The following is a 13,921-nucleotide window of genomic DNA, read 5'->3' on the forward strand; positions in this document are numbered from 1 at the left end:
TTTGGAGTGTCTGTTCAGGCGCCTTCGCGAGCAGGCTCGCTCCCACAGGGATCGGACTCAATGACCTTTGCCGGAATGCCCACCAGCGCCCTTCCCCGGGCCTTTCCCGGCTTCGGCCTTGCGCCCGCCCTCGGCGTCGTGGCTGGCTTTGTCGACCTCAGCTGCAGCCTTCCGGGCCTCTTTGCCCAACTGATCAAGCGCCGACAGGTTGCTCTTGCGCACACTGTCGACAAAGCCCTGGAATGGCAGATCGGTAACGCCTACCAAGCCAAAGTGACCATTTTCGCCATCCAGCAGGCGCCCGGTCACGGGTTGGTCAAGGTATTGAAACCAGTGCAACCCCACAATCGACGGTTCGTTCAGCGCCTGTTTCAGGAAATTCGCGTAGGCCGGGCCACGGTCTTCTTCCTTCGCCAATTGCGTCACGCCGCCCCAGAACGGGCCGCGATCGGTTGAGCCAAAGTTGAATTCGGTGATCAACACCGGCTTGTCGAGGCTGCGCAGTTGAGCGAAGTCGTAACCATCCTGCGGTTGCAAGGTGTACATGTTGAAGCTCAGGACGTCGCAATACTGCGCACAGGACTCCACGGCTTCCGGGGTGCTGATGGCGAACCGGCCACCGAGCAGCAACTGGTTGGGCGCGTGCCACTTGAGGGAATCGGAAATGGTCTTGAAGTAGGAGTCGGCGAAAACCTTCTGGAAATATTTGAAGTCAGCCTCGATTTCCGGGTGCTCGGCGCTTGGCAACGGCGGTACGAAGCCTGGGTCTTCCATCAGTTCCCAGGCCGGCAGATCGATACCCCAGGCTTTCGACAAGCCCGCCTGGTTGCGGTATTTGTCGCGCAACTGCTTGAGGAACGCGCGCTTGGCCGGCACGTCGGTGGTCATTTTCAAGGTGGCGTACGCCAGCGCGTAACGGGCTTTCGGGTCGTCGCCGGGACCGGCCCAGGCCAGTTCGTTATCGGCGAAGTAACCGATCAGCCATGGATCGTCACGGTGATCGCGGGCGGCAATGGCCACGGCGCGCTCGGTCGCCATGGCGAAACGCGGGTCGAACGGGTCGGGCATCCCGCCCCACCAGTCGCTGCCGGTGCTGATGCTGGCGTAATCGCCGACGATCGACAGCGGCAAGGTGTAGGGAACGCGTTCCGCGTCACCCAGGCTCGAGGCGCTCCAGTTGCCGAGGGTGTTGAAGCCCCAGGCTTGCAGGCGATCGAGGGTGTGAGCGGTCCAGCGTCGTTCATCAAACGTCGCCTTGCACGGCTCGACAGGTGTCGGCTCCGCGGCTTTCGCCACCGTCGCATCGACGGCGCCGGCCTTGGCGGCTTCGGCGACACCGGATTCGGCGGTTGATGGCGCGACGGTGGGCTCGGCAGCCTTCTCGGCCGTTGCCTCTACCGCGTCAGCCTTGGCCGCCTCAGCGACTCCGGCTTTGTTATTGCTACCCAATGCACAGGGGTCGCCATACAGACGCTGCAGATTGGCGCCGTAGAAGTCGTACCACTGGCCAAAATTGAAGCCGCGGCCCTGATCCACACCATTACCACCGCGGTTATCACCTTCACCGTAGTGACTGGCCAGCGGCTCGTCAGCCTTGGGCAGGGATTCGAACATCCATTCACGACCGGCGACGTAGGTCTGGTTGACGTCCGCCGTAACGGCATTGACCCCCAGCGAGTAGAACGGGTGACCTTGTGGCGTCACCAGGTACCAGCGGCCGTCGCGTTTTTCTGTGCGAAAAAAGCCGCTGGCCTTGAACGTCGGCCCGTTGGTCCACCCGCCGAACTTGTCCAGGGAAGACTTTTCGCGCTCAGCCAGCCAGGTTTTCAGCTGCTGTTGCTCCTTGGCGGCGACGCTTTTCAGTTGTTCGTCGCTGCTGATTTTTTCTGGCCATTTGGCCCGGGTCGATTGGCCATAAGTGTCCACCAACGCGCCATAGACCGTTTGGGTCACCCCTTCGCCGTCCTGCACCCCAAAACGCTCCAGCAGGATGCTTTGGGCAACTTTCGGCTGATCCATGGACAGGCTGACCGACACTACCTGGCTACGGTCCAGTTCACCGGCACTGCTGGCCAGCAGGACGCGCTGGCCGTCGACCGTCATCGGCATCGGTGGCCCCGCCTTCATGCCTTGGCTGAGCGGCGAAGTCGGCTGCAATGGCACCAGCAGGGTCTGCGCTGGGCCGGCTGGAAGATCGACGCGACTGACCAAAGTCTTGCCGTCGTTGCTCTGGATGGTCACGTAGAGGGTCACGGCCCAGTTCATCGCGCTCTGGATCCGCAAGCTCATCACGCCCGACTGCGACCAGTCCCATGCCCCACTCTGCGGAGACAGGCGCAGGGTCGGCCGGGCTACCGGGTTGAACGTCACCCGACGCAGCACTTCACCCTCGGCGGTTTGTTCGGCGTTGGATTGCGGCAGGCTGGCGTCCTGGGTCGCCACCTGGACTACATCGGCGGGGCGCACAAAGTTGAACAGCGTCTGTTGGCCTGCGGGTGCGGCCAACAAGGGCGTTGCGAACAGGGCAAGAACGGCAGGTAGCGAGCGACGCACATAACGGCGAATCATGAGAACGATATTCTCCCTAGCGACCCGGATGGGCCAATGGAAAAGCGATGGTAGAGAGATAGACAGCGCGGTGGGCAAAACTGCCCACCGGTTTATCAGGAAATTTCACGTCGGAAGGGAGGTAACGCATTGAGGATCGCCTTGCCATAGCGCTGGGTGACCAGGCGCCGATCGAGCAAGGTGATGGTGCCGCGGTCCTCTTCGGTGCGCAGCAGGCGGCCGCAGGCCTGGACCAGTTTCAGCGAGGCATCGGGAACCGAGATTTCCATGAATGGATTGCCACCACGGGCCTCGATCCATTCGGCCAATGCCGCTTCCACCGGGTCATCCGGTACCGAGAATGGAATCTTCGCGATCACCACGTGCTCGCAGTACGCGCCCGGCAAGTCGACCCCTTCGGCGAAACTCGCCAGGCCGAACAACACGCTCGAATCCCCGCCATCGACCCGCGCCTTGTGCTTGTTCAGGGTTTCCTGCTTCGACAGGTTGCCTTGAATGAACACTTGCTTGCGCCAGTCGCGATCCAGGCCATCGAACACGTCCTGCATCTGCTTGCGCGAGGAAAACAGTACCAGCGTGCCCCTTGAGCCTTCGACCAGTTCCGGCAGATCGCGGATGATCGCCGCGGTATGGGCCGCTGCATCCCGCGGATCGGCGTTCAGGTTCGGCACCCGCAACACGCCGGCGTCGGCGTGATGGAACGGGCTCGGCACCACGGCGGTCACGGCCTTTTTCGGCAGGCCGGCGCGCATGCGAAAGCGGTCGAAGGTGCCCAGGGCAGTCAAGGTCGCGGAGGTTACGAGCGCACCATAGGCCACGTTCCACAGGTTGCGCCGGAGCATTTCCGCCGCCAGGATGGGACTGGCGTTGACCTCGATATCGAACAGCGAGCCGCTTTCCGACAAGGTCAGCCAGCGCGCCATGGGCGGGTTGTCTTCGGGGTCTTCAGCGGTGAACGCGACCCACAACTCCCAGTTGCCCGAAGAACGGGACAACAGGCTGCCGAACAGCGGATACCACTCCTCGGCCTGGTTACTGGCGATGCCGATATTGACCTCGCCGTCCATGCCTTCCTTGAGCAATTCAGTGAGGCGGGTGAACAAATCAGTCAGGCGCGCAAAGCCTTTCTTCAGTTCGATGCCCATTTCGCGCATGTGCTCGGGAATCACCCCGCCGACGAAACGGTGACGCGGGCGTTCGCGGCCTTCGACGTCTTCGCCGGGCTTGAAATCGGCAGCCTGTTCGCAGGCGGTGAACATGAACTGCTGCTGCGTCTTGATCTCCCGCGCCAGCTCTGGCACTTGCTCGATCAGTTTGCCCAGGTCACCCGGCAAGGGATGCTGGGCCAGCAGCTTGGTGAGGTTCTTGGCGGTGGTTTCCAGCCAATCGGCGGTGGAGCGCAGGCGCGTGTAGTGGGCGAAATGACCGATGGCCTTGTCCGGCAGGTGATGGCCTTCGTCGAACACATAGATGGTGTCGCGTGGATCGGGCAGCACGGCACCGCCACCGAGTGCCAGGTCTGCCAGGACCATGTCGTGGTTGGTGACAATCACATCGACCTTGCCCATGCCTTCGCGGGCCTTGTAGAAGGCGCACTGGCCGAAGTTCGGGCAATGGCGGTTGGTGCACTGGCTGTGATCGGTGGTCAGGCGCGCCCAGTCGGCGTCCTCCAGGGCAGTGGACCAGCTGTCGCGGTCACCGTCCCACTTATTGCCGGCGAGTTTCTCGATCATGCTGGTAAACAGCTTCTGACTGGCCTCATCGACCTCGATCTTGAAACCTTCTTCCTCGAACAACTGGGCAGTGGCGGTTTGTGCGTGACCTTCCTGGAGCAACATGTCGAGCTTGGACAGGCACATGTAGCGCCCACGCCCCTTGGCCAGCGCAAAACTGAAATTCAACCCGCTGTTGCGCATCAGGTCGGGCAGATCCTTGTAGACGATCTGCTCTTGCAAGGCGACGGTGGCCGTGGCAATCACCAGGCGCTTTCCGGCCGCCTTGGCCGTGGGGATGGCCGCCAGGCTGTAGGCCACGGTCTTGCCGGTACCGGTGCCGGCTTCCACCGCGACAATCGCGGGGTCGCCACTGCGCCGGCCTTCGTCGTCGGTGTCGATGTCACCGAGGACCTTGGCGATTTCGGCGATCATCAGGCGTTGGCCGTAACGCGGCTTGAGGCTCTTCGCTTCGAGAAAACGCGAATAGGCGCCCTGGATCGTGGTTTTGAGTTCAGTGCTGATCATGAATTGTCGGGCGCAAAAAACGCTGGATAAATTTTCAGTAGTTCGGTTCGGCCGCTATCATACCCCGCTAATGAATCCCGCGCAGAACGGAGTAACCCGATGACACCTTTTAGCCTCATATATAGCCTGCATGTACTGGCGGCCCTGGTCTGGGTCGGCGGCATGTTTTTCGCCTGGATGGTCTTGCGCCCCGCGGCCTTGAAGGCGTTGGAGGGCCCTGCCCGGTTGAAGCTGTGGCTAGAAGTGTTTCAGGGTTTTTTCCGCTGGGTCTGGGTCGCGGTACTGTTGTTGCCGATCAGCGGCGTGGGCATGATTCATCTGCAATACACAGGATTTGAAGCCGCGCCGCGTTACGTGCAGGTGATGATGGGGTTGTATGTGGTGATGACCGCGCTGTTCATACGGATCCAGGCGTTGATGTTGCCGGAGTTGCGCGCCGCGGTGACAACCCAGGATTGGCCGGCGGGAGCTGCGGTGCTGGGGAGGATTCGCCGGTTGGTGGGGATCAATCTGATTGTAGGTCTGGTGTTGGTGGCGATTGCGGCGGTTCGGCCGACGTTGTGATCGGTCCCACGCTCTGCGTGGGAACGATCGGTCTGGGGGATGGGGGTTACAACCGCTGCACCGTCACCGAACCTGCAGCCCCCTCCTCTCCCGGTTGCCCGTCCAGGCCAGGCTTGCCACTCTTGCCGCCATCGGCCTTGTAGACCAGGCAACCCTTGGCTTTACCGCCCGCCCCCGGCTTACCACCTGGCCCGGCCACGCCACCGGCACCGCCGGCCACTTGAACCTTGATCTTGTCTGCGGGGTAATCGCGAGGCACCGCCAGCCTGACCGCCGCGCCAGGCGCACCGGCCTGGCCATTGCTGCCATCGCTGCCGTCGGCACCGCGACCCGCCTGGCCCCAGGCGCAACCTGGTGCCTGGCCGTTGGCCCCGTCGAGGCCGACGAATCCTGGTGCGCCCGCGCCACCGCGACCATCCACCAGCAGTTGCGGTGCCGTCAGTGCCTTGATCTGCAAGTTCAGGTTGCGCCCGGAGCGGGCAGCCTTCTGGTAAGTCCCCGGTGCGCCGCGCGCGGTGATCTGGCTGCCCTCGGACAGCTCGGCTCGGTTGACCTTCAACTCCAGCGCCTGCTCACCAGGGACAATGGTAATCCGCGCGTCACGGCCCAGGCGCAGTTCACCGACGCTGACTTCGGTCACGTTCGAGGGAATCAGCAAGGTGCCGTAGTCGGCCACTTCCAGGCGTTCCAGTTGCAAGGTGCTGGCAGTGTTGGGCAGGCGCATCAGCGAGTTGGTTTCGACACTCACCACCTGGGCGCAAGCCAATGGGCTGATGAGGGCGGCGAGCAGACAGAATTTACGCATGGGAAGCCTTAGACGGGATGGGAGCCGGGATGGTTTGCAGGTGGAAAACGCCGAAAAAGAGCACTTTCAAGCGATCGAGCCAAGGGTGGGCGCGGCCCCTGAGGCTGCGGTAGCAGAACAGCGCCTCCAGCAGATGAAGCCCCGCCAGCAGGCAGCCGGCCAGGTTGACCAACGGGTGCAGCGGATAGATGAACGGCGTGAGCAGATTGAGCAGCACCACCAGCCAGAACACCAGGGTCAACAGCTTCCCCAGCCCCCATATCACGTTCATACGCACCCCCGATCAGAATTATTATTTGCTCGCACAGTAACGGCTACCACGCGGGATAAGCCAGAGGGCAAGCGAAAATTCCGGACGAAGATGGCAAATGGCCGACGGAACGACGTAAATCATCGCCCGACGGCTCTATTGCGCGGTTCAGCGATTGAGGTGCAACTCCACGCGGCGGTTTTGCGCGCGTCCTTCTTCGGTATCATTATCGGCAACGGGCTCGCTCTCGCCCTTGCCTTCGCTGGTGACTTTATTGGGCGCAACGTGCTGGCTGAGCAGATACTCGGCGACGCTGCTGGCACGTTTTTGCGACAGTTCCTGGTTGTATTCATCCGACCCAACGCTGTCGGTATGCCCGACCACCTTGATGCTCGCGACGCTGGGGTCCTGCAGTTTACCCATCACCGAATCCAGCTTGCTTTGCATGCTGGGGGTCAAGTCAGCGCTATTGAAGGCAAACAGCACATCGTCGGCATCGCTCAGGGTAATGACTTCGGCTTGCATAGGTTCAGCCTTCACGCTGGCCGGGTATTGCGGCAGCGGGCAGCCATGATGTTCCACAGGGGTATTGGCGGGCGTGTCGGGGCAGCGATCGCGACGGTCGAATACGCCATCATCGTCTTCGTCGCCATCCTGGGCATAACAGATCAAACCACCGCTCAAGATCCCGAGCGCCGCTCCACCGGCCGCCCAACCGCTACTTTGGATAGCGCCCAGACCTCCACCGACGAGTCCGCCGATGAGGCTGCAGATCGGCCAGGTACGTTGATTGAGGGGGGCGGTGCCATCGCTGTGAGTAGCGCAACCGGTCAACAGGCTGCCAAGCAGCAGAACCGGCAAGACGGTCCTTGTGAAATTGCTCATTTTTGAAAGCTCCTGTGCCACCGGCCGATGCCGGTTACACAGGAGTAAAGACCCGCATCCACGACTGCACAAGCCGTGGATGCGAGGGCTCTAGCGGTTGATTTTGATTTCCGTGCGACGGTTCATCGCGCGACCGTCAGCAGTTTTGTTGTCGGCAACCGGCTGGCTTTCCCCGGCCCCGGAGACCGATACGAAGCTACTGCGAGGCACACCACTTTCGATCAGGTATTCCACCACCGAATGCGCGCGGCGGTCCGACAGTTTCTGGTTGTAGGCATCGCTGCCCACGCTGTCGGTGTGACCGGTCACGGTCAGTTGGGCGCTGGCTGCTTCCTGTTTCAGGCGAGTGGCGATGGTGTTGAGCTTCTCTTTATCGGCGGCTGTCAGCTTGGCCGAGTCGAACTGGAAGTTGACATCGCGGATGACGATGGTTTCTTCCTTGACGACCACGACCTCTTCAACCACTGGAGCAGGCGCTGGTGGTGGGCAACCATCGGCATCGACCTTCACGCCCCGTGGCGTGCCCGGGCACTTGTCGCGGCTATCGAGCACACCATCGCCATCTTCGTCACCATCACCGTGAACCCAGCAATAGGCTGCCGCCGTAGCACCGACTACCAACGCGCCATAACCGGCCCATGATGAACTCTCGGTCGCGCCGAGACCCGCACCTACGACACCACCGACCGCGGCACAGGTCGGCCAGTCGGTTTTCTGCAAACCTGCGCAACCAGTCAACACACTGGTTAGCAGAACCAGGGGTAATGCTGTCCGAACTATGCTCATCTAGTTTTCTCCTGAAGGATCGGCTTAGAACCGATTCAGGGAGTAAAGACCGGAGTTTTAATCTCCGCCAGCAATAGGCCATGGCAGTTTTATCTCGTGTTCACAGGGGATCGTGACTTTTCACGCAAAGCCGCTCTAGGATCGAACAAGCGGGCAGGCTAGTCTTGGCAAATCTGATTGAGGATCTTCAATGAATGCAGGTATTTCTTCACGCACGCCGCAGCAGGCGCTGGCTGCTTTGCTGGACCGTTATGCCCCTGCGCGCCTGTTGTTGATTGGCGCCAGCGAATTCCCCGCGCTTGAGGCCTTCAAGCTTGCGCATCCGGACAGCAGCGTGGCGCATACGGCGCCCGGACCGCTGCCTGCCGAGCTGGCGGCGCGCCGCTTTGACCTCGCGCTGGTGGTCGACTGCCTCGAACACCTGCCCAAGCGAGATGGGCTGAACCTGCTCGGTGGCATTCGCAACCTCAATGCCAGCCGCATCGCGGTGCTGGCCGACTTGCCCGCGAGCGGCTGGCAGGAAACCGATTTTTTCTCCCTGGCACTGCAAGCCAGCGAACGCTTCCAGCGTGACGAGCAGGTGCTGACGCTGTTCACTTATGATCTGCTTGACTACAAACAAGTACCCGACTGGCTCAACTCGCGGTTCTGGGCCAATCCGGAAAACTTTGGGAAATACTGGTGGTAACGCAATGAGTACATCCATTTGCCCTTGCGGCAGCGGCACCCTGCTCGATGCCTGCTGCGGCCATTACCATGCCGGACATCCGGCACCCTGCGCCGAAGCCCTGATGCGCTCGCGCTACAGCGCCTACGTGCTGGGCCTGATCGATTACCTGGTGGCCACCACCCTGCCCGCCCAGCAAAGCGGGCTCGATCGCCAATCGATTACTGACTGGAGTGCCCAGAGCACCTGGCTGGGCCTTGAAGTCGAAAGCTCCGAAGTGCTCGGCGGCCAGCCGGAGCATGCCTTCGTCACGTTCACCGCACGCTGGCACGACGGCAGCGGCGAGCACAGCCATCGTGAACGCTCATCGTTTGTACAGAATGCCGGACGCTGGTACTTCATCGACCCTACCGTGCAACTGGACATCGGGCGCAACGACGCCTGCCCTTGCGCGAGCGGGCACAAGTTCAAGAAGTGCTGTTCGGGGTATTTCGGTAGCTGATACAAGGTCAAAAGATCGCAGCCTGCGGCAGCTCCTACGTCGAATTGACGTACACCCTGTAGGAGCTGCCGAAGGCTGCGATCTTTTAGCGGCTAGACTGGGGTTCTAGGGAGAGAAAAACGACCATGATCACCCAGCAACTCGCACGCATTCTGCTCATACTGGCTCTTTGCCTGGGGCTCGGCGGCTGCGCGTCCTGGTTCAGTAACGATGAGCCAGACCCCGAGGTGCATCTGGTCAGGGTCGAAGTCGTGCGGGCCAAGCTGTTGGAGCAGCGGTTCGTCCTGCATTTTCGCATCGACAACCGCAATGACAGCGAGCTGACCGTGCGCGGCCTGGAGTACCGCATCCACTTGGGCGACATCCTGCTGGCCGAGGGCGAGCACGAGCACTGGATCACCGTAAACCCCAAGAGCAGTCGTTTTTACAAGGTGCCGATCCGCACCAACCTGTGGCCTAAGGTCAGGGACCTGGTCAAACAACTGAAAAACTCCGAGCAGGCCATTCCCTATCGTCTTGAAGGTGAGATGGAAACCGGTTTATTCATCGCTCACTACGTGCACCTGGCGCGTAATGGCGTGATAATCCCCGCCGATCTAATTCCGGAGCAACCTCGATGACCCAGCAACCCCATGTTCATGGCCCAGACTGCAACCACGATCATGACCATCACCAGCATGATCACGACCATGGCCATGTTCACGGCCCGAACTGCGGCCACGCACACCAGGAACCGGTGCGCAACGCCTTGAAAGACGTCGGCCGCAACGATCCTTGCCCATGCGGCAACGGCAAGAAGTTCAAGAAGTGCCACGGCGCTTGATCGGCTGATCTGTAGGGCTAGCTTGTCGGGTCGACGCTTTGCAGAAAGCGGCAGGCTGACACACCGCGCTGCCTGGTTCGCCGGCAAGCCTGGCTCCTACGTAGAATCAGTCGTTGTTCAGGATATGTGCGGTGCTGGTGACGGTGGCGTACTCGCCGTGCAAGTTCCCCAGCGACATCGCATGAACCTCTTCGGCTGAATGGGCATTGCCGAAAAAATCGGCCTTGTCGAAGGTAAAGCAGCCATCCTCCACGACCCAGGTCTCAAACCCCAGATTGCCTGCCGTGCGCGCCGTGGACTCCACCGAGTTGTGAGTCGCCACGCCAACGATAACCAGTTGCTCGATCCCCGCCTCGCGCAAAACGGCTTCCAGCCCCGTCGAACAAAACGCGTCCGGTACCTGTTTTTGAACGTGTCGTTCGCCAGGAGCAGGCAGAAACCGCGTCTGAAACTCCACCCCGGTCTGCCCAGGCCAGAACACTGAATCCTCTGAACGGGACAAATGTTGCACGTGAATCACCGGCCGAGCGCTACGGCGCCAATGGCCGAGCAGTTGCAGCATGCGCTCCTCGGCCTGGGGATTGTTCCGCCGACCGAGTTTGGGATGCAGGATGCCTTTCTGTTGGTCGATGATGATCAGCGTCGCGTTGGTCTTGAGCTCCATGCAGACTTCTCTCAGACGATTCAAAGGGGCAATTTTTGCAGATTTTTTCATAAGGACCGCTCCCATGTTGCATGGGAGCGGCCATCAACGCCAGCTCAGTGACCGAACACGCCTACCTTCTTGGCTTTCTTTTCGGTGCGCTTTTCGATGGCGGTTTTCAGCGGTTTTTTCTTCGCTGCTTTCTTCGAATCCATACCTTTGGACATGATGCGTACTCCACTGACTGGGGATGTGAGATCAGGTATACACCTATCTTCGGCGGCGTGTTCTTTTATAATCACCCGCTTTGCGCACCGACAGTCCCAGACCATGCCCGACACCCAGTACACCCGTCTCGACGAGCCGTCATGGCCGCTGATGAACAAGTTTTATCGCGCCCACCAATCGTCGATGAAGGCGGTCCGCGACGCACAATTGTGGGTTGCGCGGCGCGACGGGATCGTCGCGGCGCTGTGTTTGCGGCCGGTGTCCGGCGGGCATTGGTTGACCGGGCTGTTTGTCGACCCGGCCTGTCGCGGACAGGGTGTCGCCGCGGCATTGATCGCCGCCGCCACCCAAAACATTGAAAGCCCGGTATGGCTGTTCTGTCATCCGGACTTGCGTGATTTTTACCAACGTCGTGGCTTTGCCTTCGATCCGCCAATGCCCTACGCCATGGTCGAGCGCCTGAGTCGCTACGCGCGCAGCAAGCCGATGATTGCCATGGGCCTGGAGCCGTAACAGTCAGTCGTCTGCGTTGGGATCAAGGTCCGGGAACATCACCTCGGTAAACCCGAACTTGCTGAAATCGCTGATGCGCGACGGGTACAACCGACCGATCAGGTGATCGCACTCATGCTGCACCACCCGCGCGTGAAACCCTGAAGCGATACGCACGATCGGCTCGCCCTTGGGGTCGAACCCTTCGTAGCGGATGTGTTGATATCGATCCACCGCGCCGCGCAGGCCAGGCACCGACAGGCACCCTTCGAAACCTTCTTCCATCGTCGGGCTCAGCGGCGTGATCAGCGGATTGATCAGAATGGTCTGCGGCACCGCTTCGGCGTCCGGGTAACGTTCGCTGTGCTCGAACCCGAAGATCACCAGCTGCAGGTCGACTCCGATCTGCGGTGCGGCCAGGCCTACCCCGCCGACACTTTCCATGGTCTGGAACATGTCGTCGATCAGTTGCCACAATTCGGGGCTGTCGAACATCTCGGCCGGCACTTGCGGGGCGATGCGCAGCAGGCGTTCATCGCCCATTTTCAGGATTTCACGGATCATGGTCAGGTTTCGTCAATGGTCGGTTTGGGTTTTGAATGATCCCGGCCCAGTCCCGACACGTGGTGTTTTTCCTCATGGACGGGTCCATGCTCGCCGGGAACCTTCTCGCCAGGGTCTTTGCCCTCTCGCGACATGTGCTCGATTACCGCGTTCATTTCCGCTCCCAGCAGCAACACCGCGGCGGAAATGTAGAAGTACAGCAACAGCACGATGATCGCACCGATACTGCCATACATGGCGTTGTAGTTGGCGAATTCCTTGACGTACAAACCAAAGCCCAGGGACGCAATGATCCAAACCACCACCGACAGCACCGAACCTGGCGTGATGAAGCGGAACTCCTGTTTGACGTCGGGCATGACGTAGTAGATCAAAGCGACGGCAACCATCAACAAAATCACGATCATCGGCCAGCGCACGATGCTCCACAGCGTGACAATGAAGTACTCAAGACCAACTTGCGATGCGATCCAGCTCATCACCTGCGGCCCTAGCACCATCAGGGCGGCAGCGATAAGCAGCATACCGGCGATGCCGACGGTGTAGATGATCGACAGCGGAAAGCGCTTCCACGCCGGCCGGCCTTCAACCACATCGTAGGCGGCATTCATCGCGCTCATCATCAAGCGCACGCCGGCCGACGCGGTCCACAGGGCAATCACGATACCCACCGACAGCAGTCCCCCCTTGGATTGCTGGAGCTGGTCGATCACCGGGTTCACTTGCTCGAGCGCCTGGGGTGGCAACACCAGCTCCGATTGCAGGCGCAACCAGGAAAAAAAGTCTGGCAGATGCAGGAAGCCGATCAGGGCAATCAGGAACAGGATGAAAGGAAACAACGAAAACAGCATCTGATAGGCCAGCGCCGAGGCATAGGTCGACATCTCGTCATCGACGAACTCGGTGACCGTGCGCATCATCACACGGTGGATAGGCAGGCCTCTCATGTCTGGAAAAATCATTAGCGTCTCCATTCGCCGCAATCAAGATAGGGTTGAAGTCGTGGCGACTCAGGGGCTGTTTTCTACATCAAAGCAGTTTACTTGGCGACTTTGAAACGATTTCCGTGCTCAAGTTCAGGCTGACACAAAAACGGCCATCCGTGGATGGCCGTCGCGTTTGCCAATCAGGCCGAATCAGGCCTTGTCGACGCCTTTTTTGACAGCGTCCTTGGCTTTGCCCACGGCTTGCTGAGCTTCGCCTTTCTTTTCCTGCACAACGCCTTCGGCGCGCATCTTGTCGTTGCCGGTAGCCTTGCCAACGCCTTGCTTGACGTTACCAGCGGCTTCATTGGCCATGCCTTTAACTTTATCGCCTGTGCTGCTCATGGTATTTCTCCCGAACATATTGATGAATAAAGTGGTTACAGAAGGTTGACCGGAGGCGTTTGCACGGAGTTTCATTTATTTTTATCGCGACATTTCATCGATCCGAGCAGGTTGGGCTTTATGTTTACCGGCCAACCCCCGAGAATGCGCAACGTATTCAGGCCCTGGCGCTGAAGATCCAATTTTGTAGGAATGTTATGAAACTCGATAAAAAGCAGGCCATTGCCCGCAGAAATCAGGAACTCGGCGGTGCTGTGCTTGGCGTCAACAATTGCCACTTCACCGAACTGAACCGCAACCGCAACATCTGGTGGTTCGACATTCCGGTGTCGCGCCTGGCTGTTGGCCAGTACGAGTGGATTCACCTGCTGATGCACACGCCAGACACCGACGAACTGCTGCACCTGAAAGTGCCGACGGTGTTCCTGCGCGAAAAACTCGAAGGCCTGGTGGTACGCAACGAAGGCAAGCGCAAGGCGGCCCTGAGCCTGGAACTGAGCGCCGACAAGGACTCGTTCCTGCAGGACATGCGCCCGGCGGGCACCAACGTTAATTTCGCGCCGTTCCGCCAATAAC

Annotated in this window: 17 protein-coding genes; 7 read left to right on the plus strand and 10 right to left on the minus strand. The window is 60.2% G+C overall.

The window, feature by feature from the left end; genetic code table 11:
• Positions 1–57: 57 nt before the first annotated feature.
• Together AC1Q8Q_RS00605 and dinG are read right to left on the minus strand one after the other, a co-directional pair.
• Entirely contained in the window at positions 58–2,568 is a 2,511-nt protein-coding gene (locus tag AC1Q8Q_RS00605; RefSeq protein WP_492614736.1) for a beta-galactosidase, read from the minus strand.
• 95 nt (positions 2,569–2,663) lie between these two features.
• The gene (gene dinG / locus AC1Q8Q_RS00610) at positions 2,664–4,808 is read right to left on the minus strand and encodes an ATP-dependent DNA helicase DinG (RefSeq protein ID WP_008056816.1); all 2,145 of its coding nucleotides are present in this window, start codon (positions 4,806–4,808) and stop codon (positions 2,664–2,666) included.
• 99 nt (positions 4,809–4,907) lie between these two features.
• Between dinG and AC1Q8Q_RS00615 the strand changes: the two genes are divergently transcribed.
• Entirely contained in the window at positions 4,908–5,372 is a 465-nt protein-coding gene (locus tag AC1Q8Q_RS00615) for a CopD family protein (protein WP_033043209.1), read from the plus strand.
• A 46-nt stretch (positions 5,373–5,418) separates the two neighbouring features.
• Here the strand turns inward: AC1Q8Q_RS00615 and AC1Q8Q_RS00620 are convergent, their stop codons facing one another.
• From AC1Q8Q_RS00620 to AC1Q8Q_RS00635, 4 genes are all read right to left on the minus strand, one after another.
• A complete protein-coding gene (locus tag AC1Q8Q_RS00620) occupies positions 5,419–6,177 on the minus strand; it encodes a collagen-like triple helix repeat-containing protein (RefSeq protein ID WP_020798104.1) in 759 nt (252 codons plus the stop codon).
• The gene (locus AC1Q8Q_RS00625) at positions 6,170–6,448 is read right to left on the minus strand and encodes a DUF1145 domain-containing protein (RefSeq protein ID WP_020798103.1); all 279 of its coding nucleotides are present in this window, start codon (positions 6,446–6,448) and stop codon (positions 6,170–6,172) included. Before AC1Q8Q_RS00625 ends, AC1Q8Q_RS00620 begins: the two co-directional genes overlap by 8 nt.
• Before the next feature lie 147 nt (positions 6,449–6,595).
• On the minus strand, positions 6,596–7,312 hold the full coding sequence (locus AC1Q8Q_RS00630) for a PA1041 family peptidoglycan-binding anchor lipoprotein (RefSeq protein ID WP_168757351.1): 717 nt from the start codon (positions 7,310–7,312) through the stop codon (positions 6,596–6,598).
• A 90-nt stretch (positions 7,313–7,402) separates the two neighbouring features.
• The gene (locus AC1Q8Q_RS00635; RefSeq protein WP_020798101.1) at positions 7,403–8,098 is read right to left on the minus strand and encodes a PA1041 family peptidoglycan-binding anchor lipoprotein; all 696 of its coding nucleotides are present in this window, start codon (positions 8,096–8,098) and stop codon (positions 7,403–7,405) included.
• Between the two features lie 190 nt (positions 8,099–8,288).
• On the opposite strand from AC1Q8Q_RS00635, the gene AC1Q8Q_RS00640 reads away from it, so the two are divergent.
• The 4 genes from AC1Q8Q_RS00640 to AC1Q8Q_RS00655 all read left to right on the plus strand — a co-directional run bounded on the left by AC1Q8Q_RS00640 (position 8,289) and on the right by AC1Q8Q_RS00655 (position 10,090).
• Entirely contained in the window at positions 8,289–8,786 is a 498-nt protein-coding gene (locus AC1Q8Q_RS00640; protein ID WP_020798100.1) for a DUF6231 family protein, read from the plus strand.
• A gap of 4 nt (positions 8,787–8,790) precedes the next feature.
• Positions 8,791–9,267 (plus strand): YchJ family protein, encoded by a 477-nt coding sequence (locus AC1Q8Q_RS00645; RefSeq protein WP_008056808.1) that lies wholly within the window; start codon positions 8,791–8,793, stop codon positions 9,265–9,267.
• 125 nt (positions 9,268–9,392) lie between these two features.
• On the plus strand, positions 9,393–9,887 hold the full coding sequence (locus tag AC1Q8Q_RS00650) for an LEA/WHy family protein (RefSeq protein WP_020798099.1): 495 nt from the start codon (positions 9,393–9,395) through the stop codon (positions 9,885–9,887).
• On the plus strand, positions 9,884–10,090 hold the full coding sequence (locus AC1Q8Q_RS00655; RefSeq protein WP_008056806.1) for an SEC-C metal-binding domain-containing protein: 207 nt from the start codon (positions 9,884–9,886) through the stop codon (positions 10,088–10,090). Before AC1Q8Q_RS00650 ends, AC1Q8Q_RS00655 begins: the two co-directional genes overlap by 4 nt.
• A 106-nt stretch (positions 10,091–10,196) precedes the next feature.
• Here the strand turns inward: AC1Q8Q_RS00655 and AC1Q8Q_RS00660 are convergent, their stop codons facing one another.
• Complete coding sequence (locus AC1Q8Q_RS00660; RefSeq protein WP_168757349.1) at positions 10,197–10,754, minus strand: cysteine hydrolase family protein; 558 nt, start codon at positions 10,752–10,754, stop codon at positions 10,197–10,199.
• Positions 10,755–11,063: 309 nt separating this feature from the next.
• Here AC1Q8Q_RS00660 and AC1Q8Q_RS00665 point away from each other — a divergent pair, with 309 nt between their 5' ends.
• A complete protein-coding gene (locus AC1Q8Q_RS00665; protein WP_020798096.1) occupies positions 11,064–11,474 on the plus strand; it encodes a GNAT family N-acetyltransferase in 411 nt (136 codons plus the stop codon).
• Between the two features lie 3 nt (positions 11,475–11,477).
• Here AC1Q8Q_RS00665 and def read toward each other — a convergent pair whose 3' ends face one another.
• The 3 genes from def to AC1Q8Q_RS00680 form a co-directional block, all read right to left on the minus strand.
• Positions 11,478–12,017, minus strand: a complete 540-nt coding sequence (gene def, locus AC1Q8Q_RS00670) for a peptide deformylase (protein ID WP_020798095.1) — start codon at positions 12,015–12,017, stop codon at positions 11,478–11,480.
• 2 nt (positions 12,018–12,019) lie between these two features.
• The gene (locus tag AC1Q8Q_RS00675) at positions 12,020–12,979 is read right to left on the minus strand and encodes a YihY/virulence factor BrkB family protein (RefSeq protein WP_020798094.1); all 960 of its coding nucleotides are present in this window, start codon (positions 12,977–12,979) and stop codon (positions 12,020–12,022) included.
• A 174-nt stretch (positions 12,980–13,153) separates the two neighbouring features.
• The gene (locus AC1Q8Q_RS00680; protein WP_020798093.1) at positions 13,154–13,345 is read right to left on the minus strand and encodes a CsbD family protein; all 192 of its coding nucleotides are present in this window, start codon (positions 13,343–13,345) and stop codon (positions 13,154–13,156) included.
• Between the two features lie 197 nt (positions 13,346–13,542).
• Here AC1Q8Q_RS00680 and AC1Q8Q_RS00685 point away from each other — a divergent pair, with 197 nt between their 5' ends.
• Complete coding sequence (locus AC1Q8Q_RS00685) at positions 13,543–13,920, plus strand: hypothetical protein (protein ID WP_008019269.1); 378 nt, start codon at positions 13,543–13,545, stop codon at positions 13,918–13,920.
• The last annotated feature ends 1 nt before the right edge of the window (position 13,921 follow it).

The organism is Pseudomonas sp. GW823-FHT06B06, from assembly GCF_058795195.1.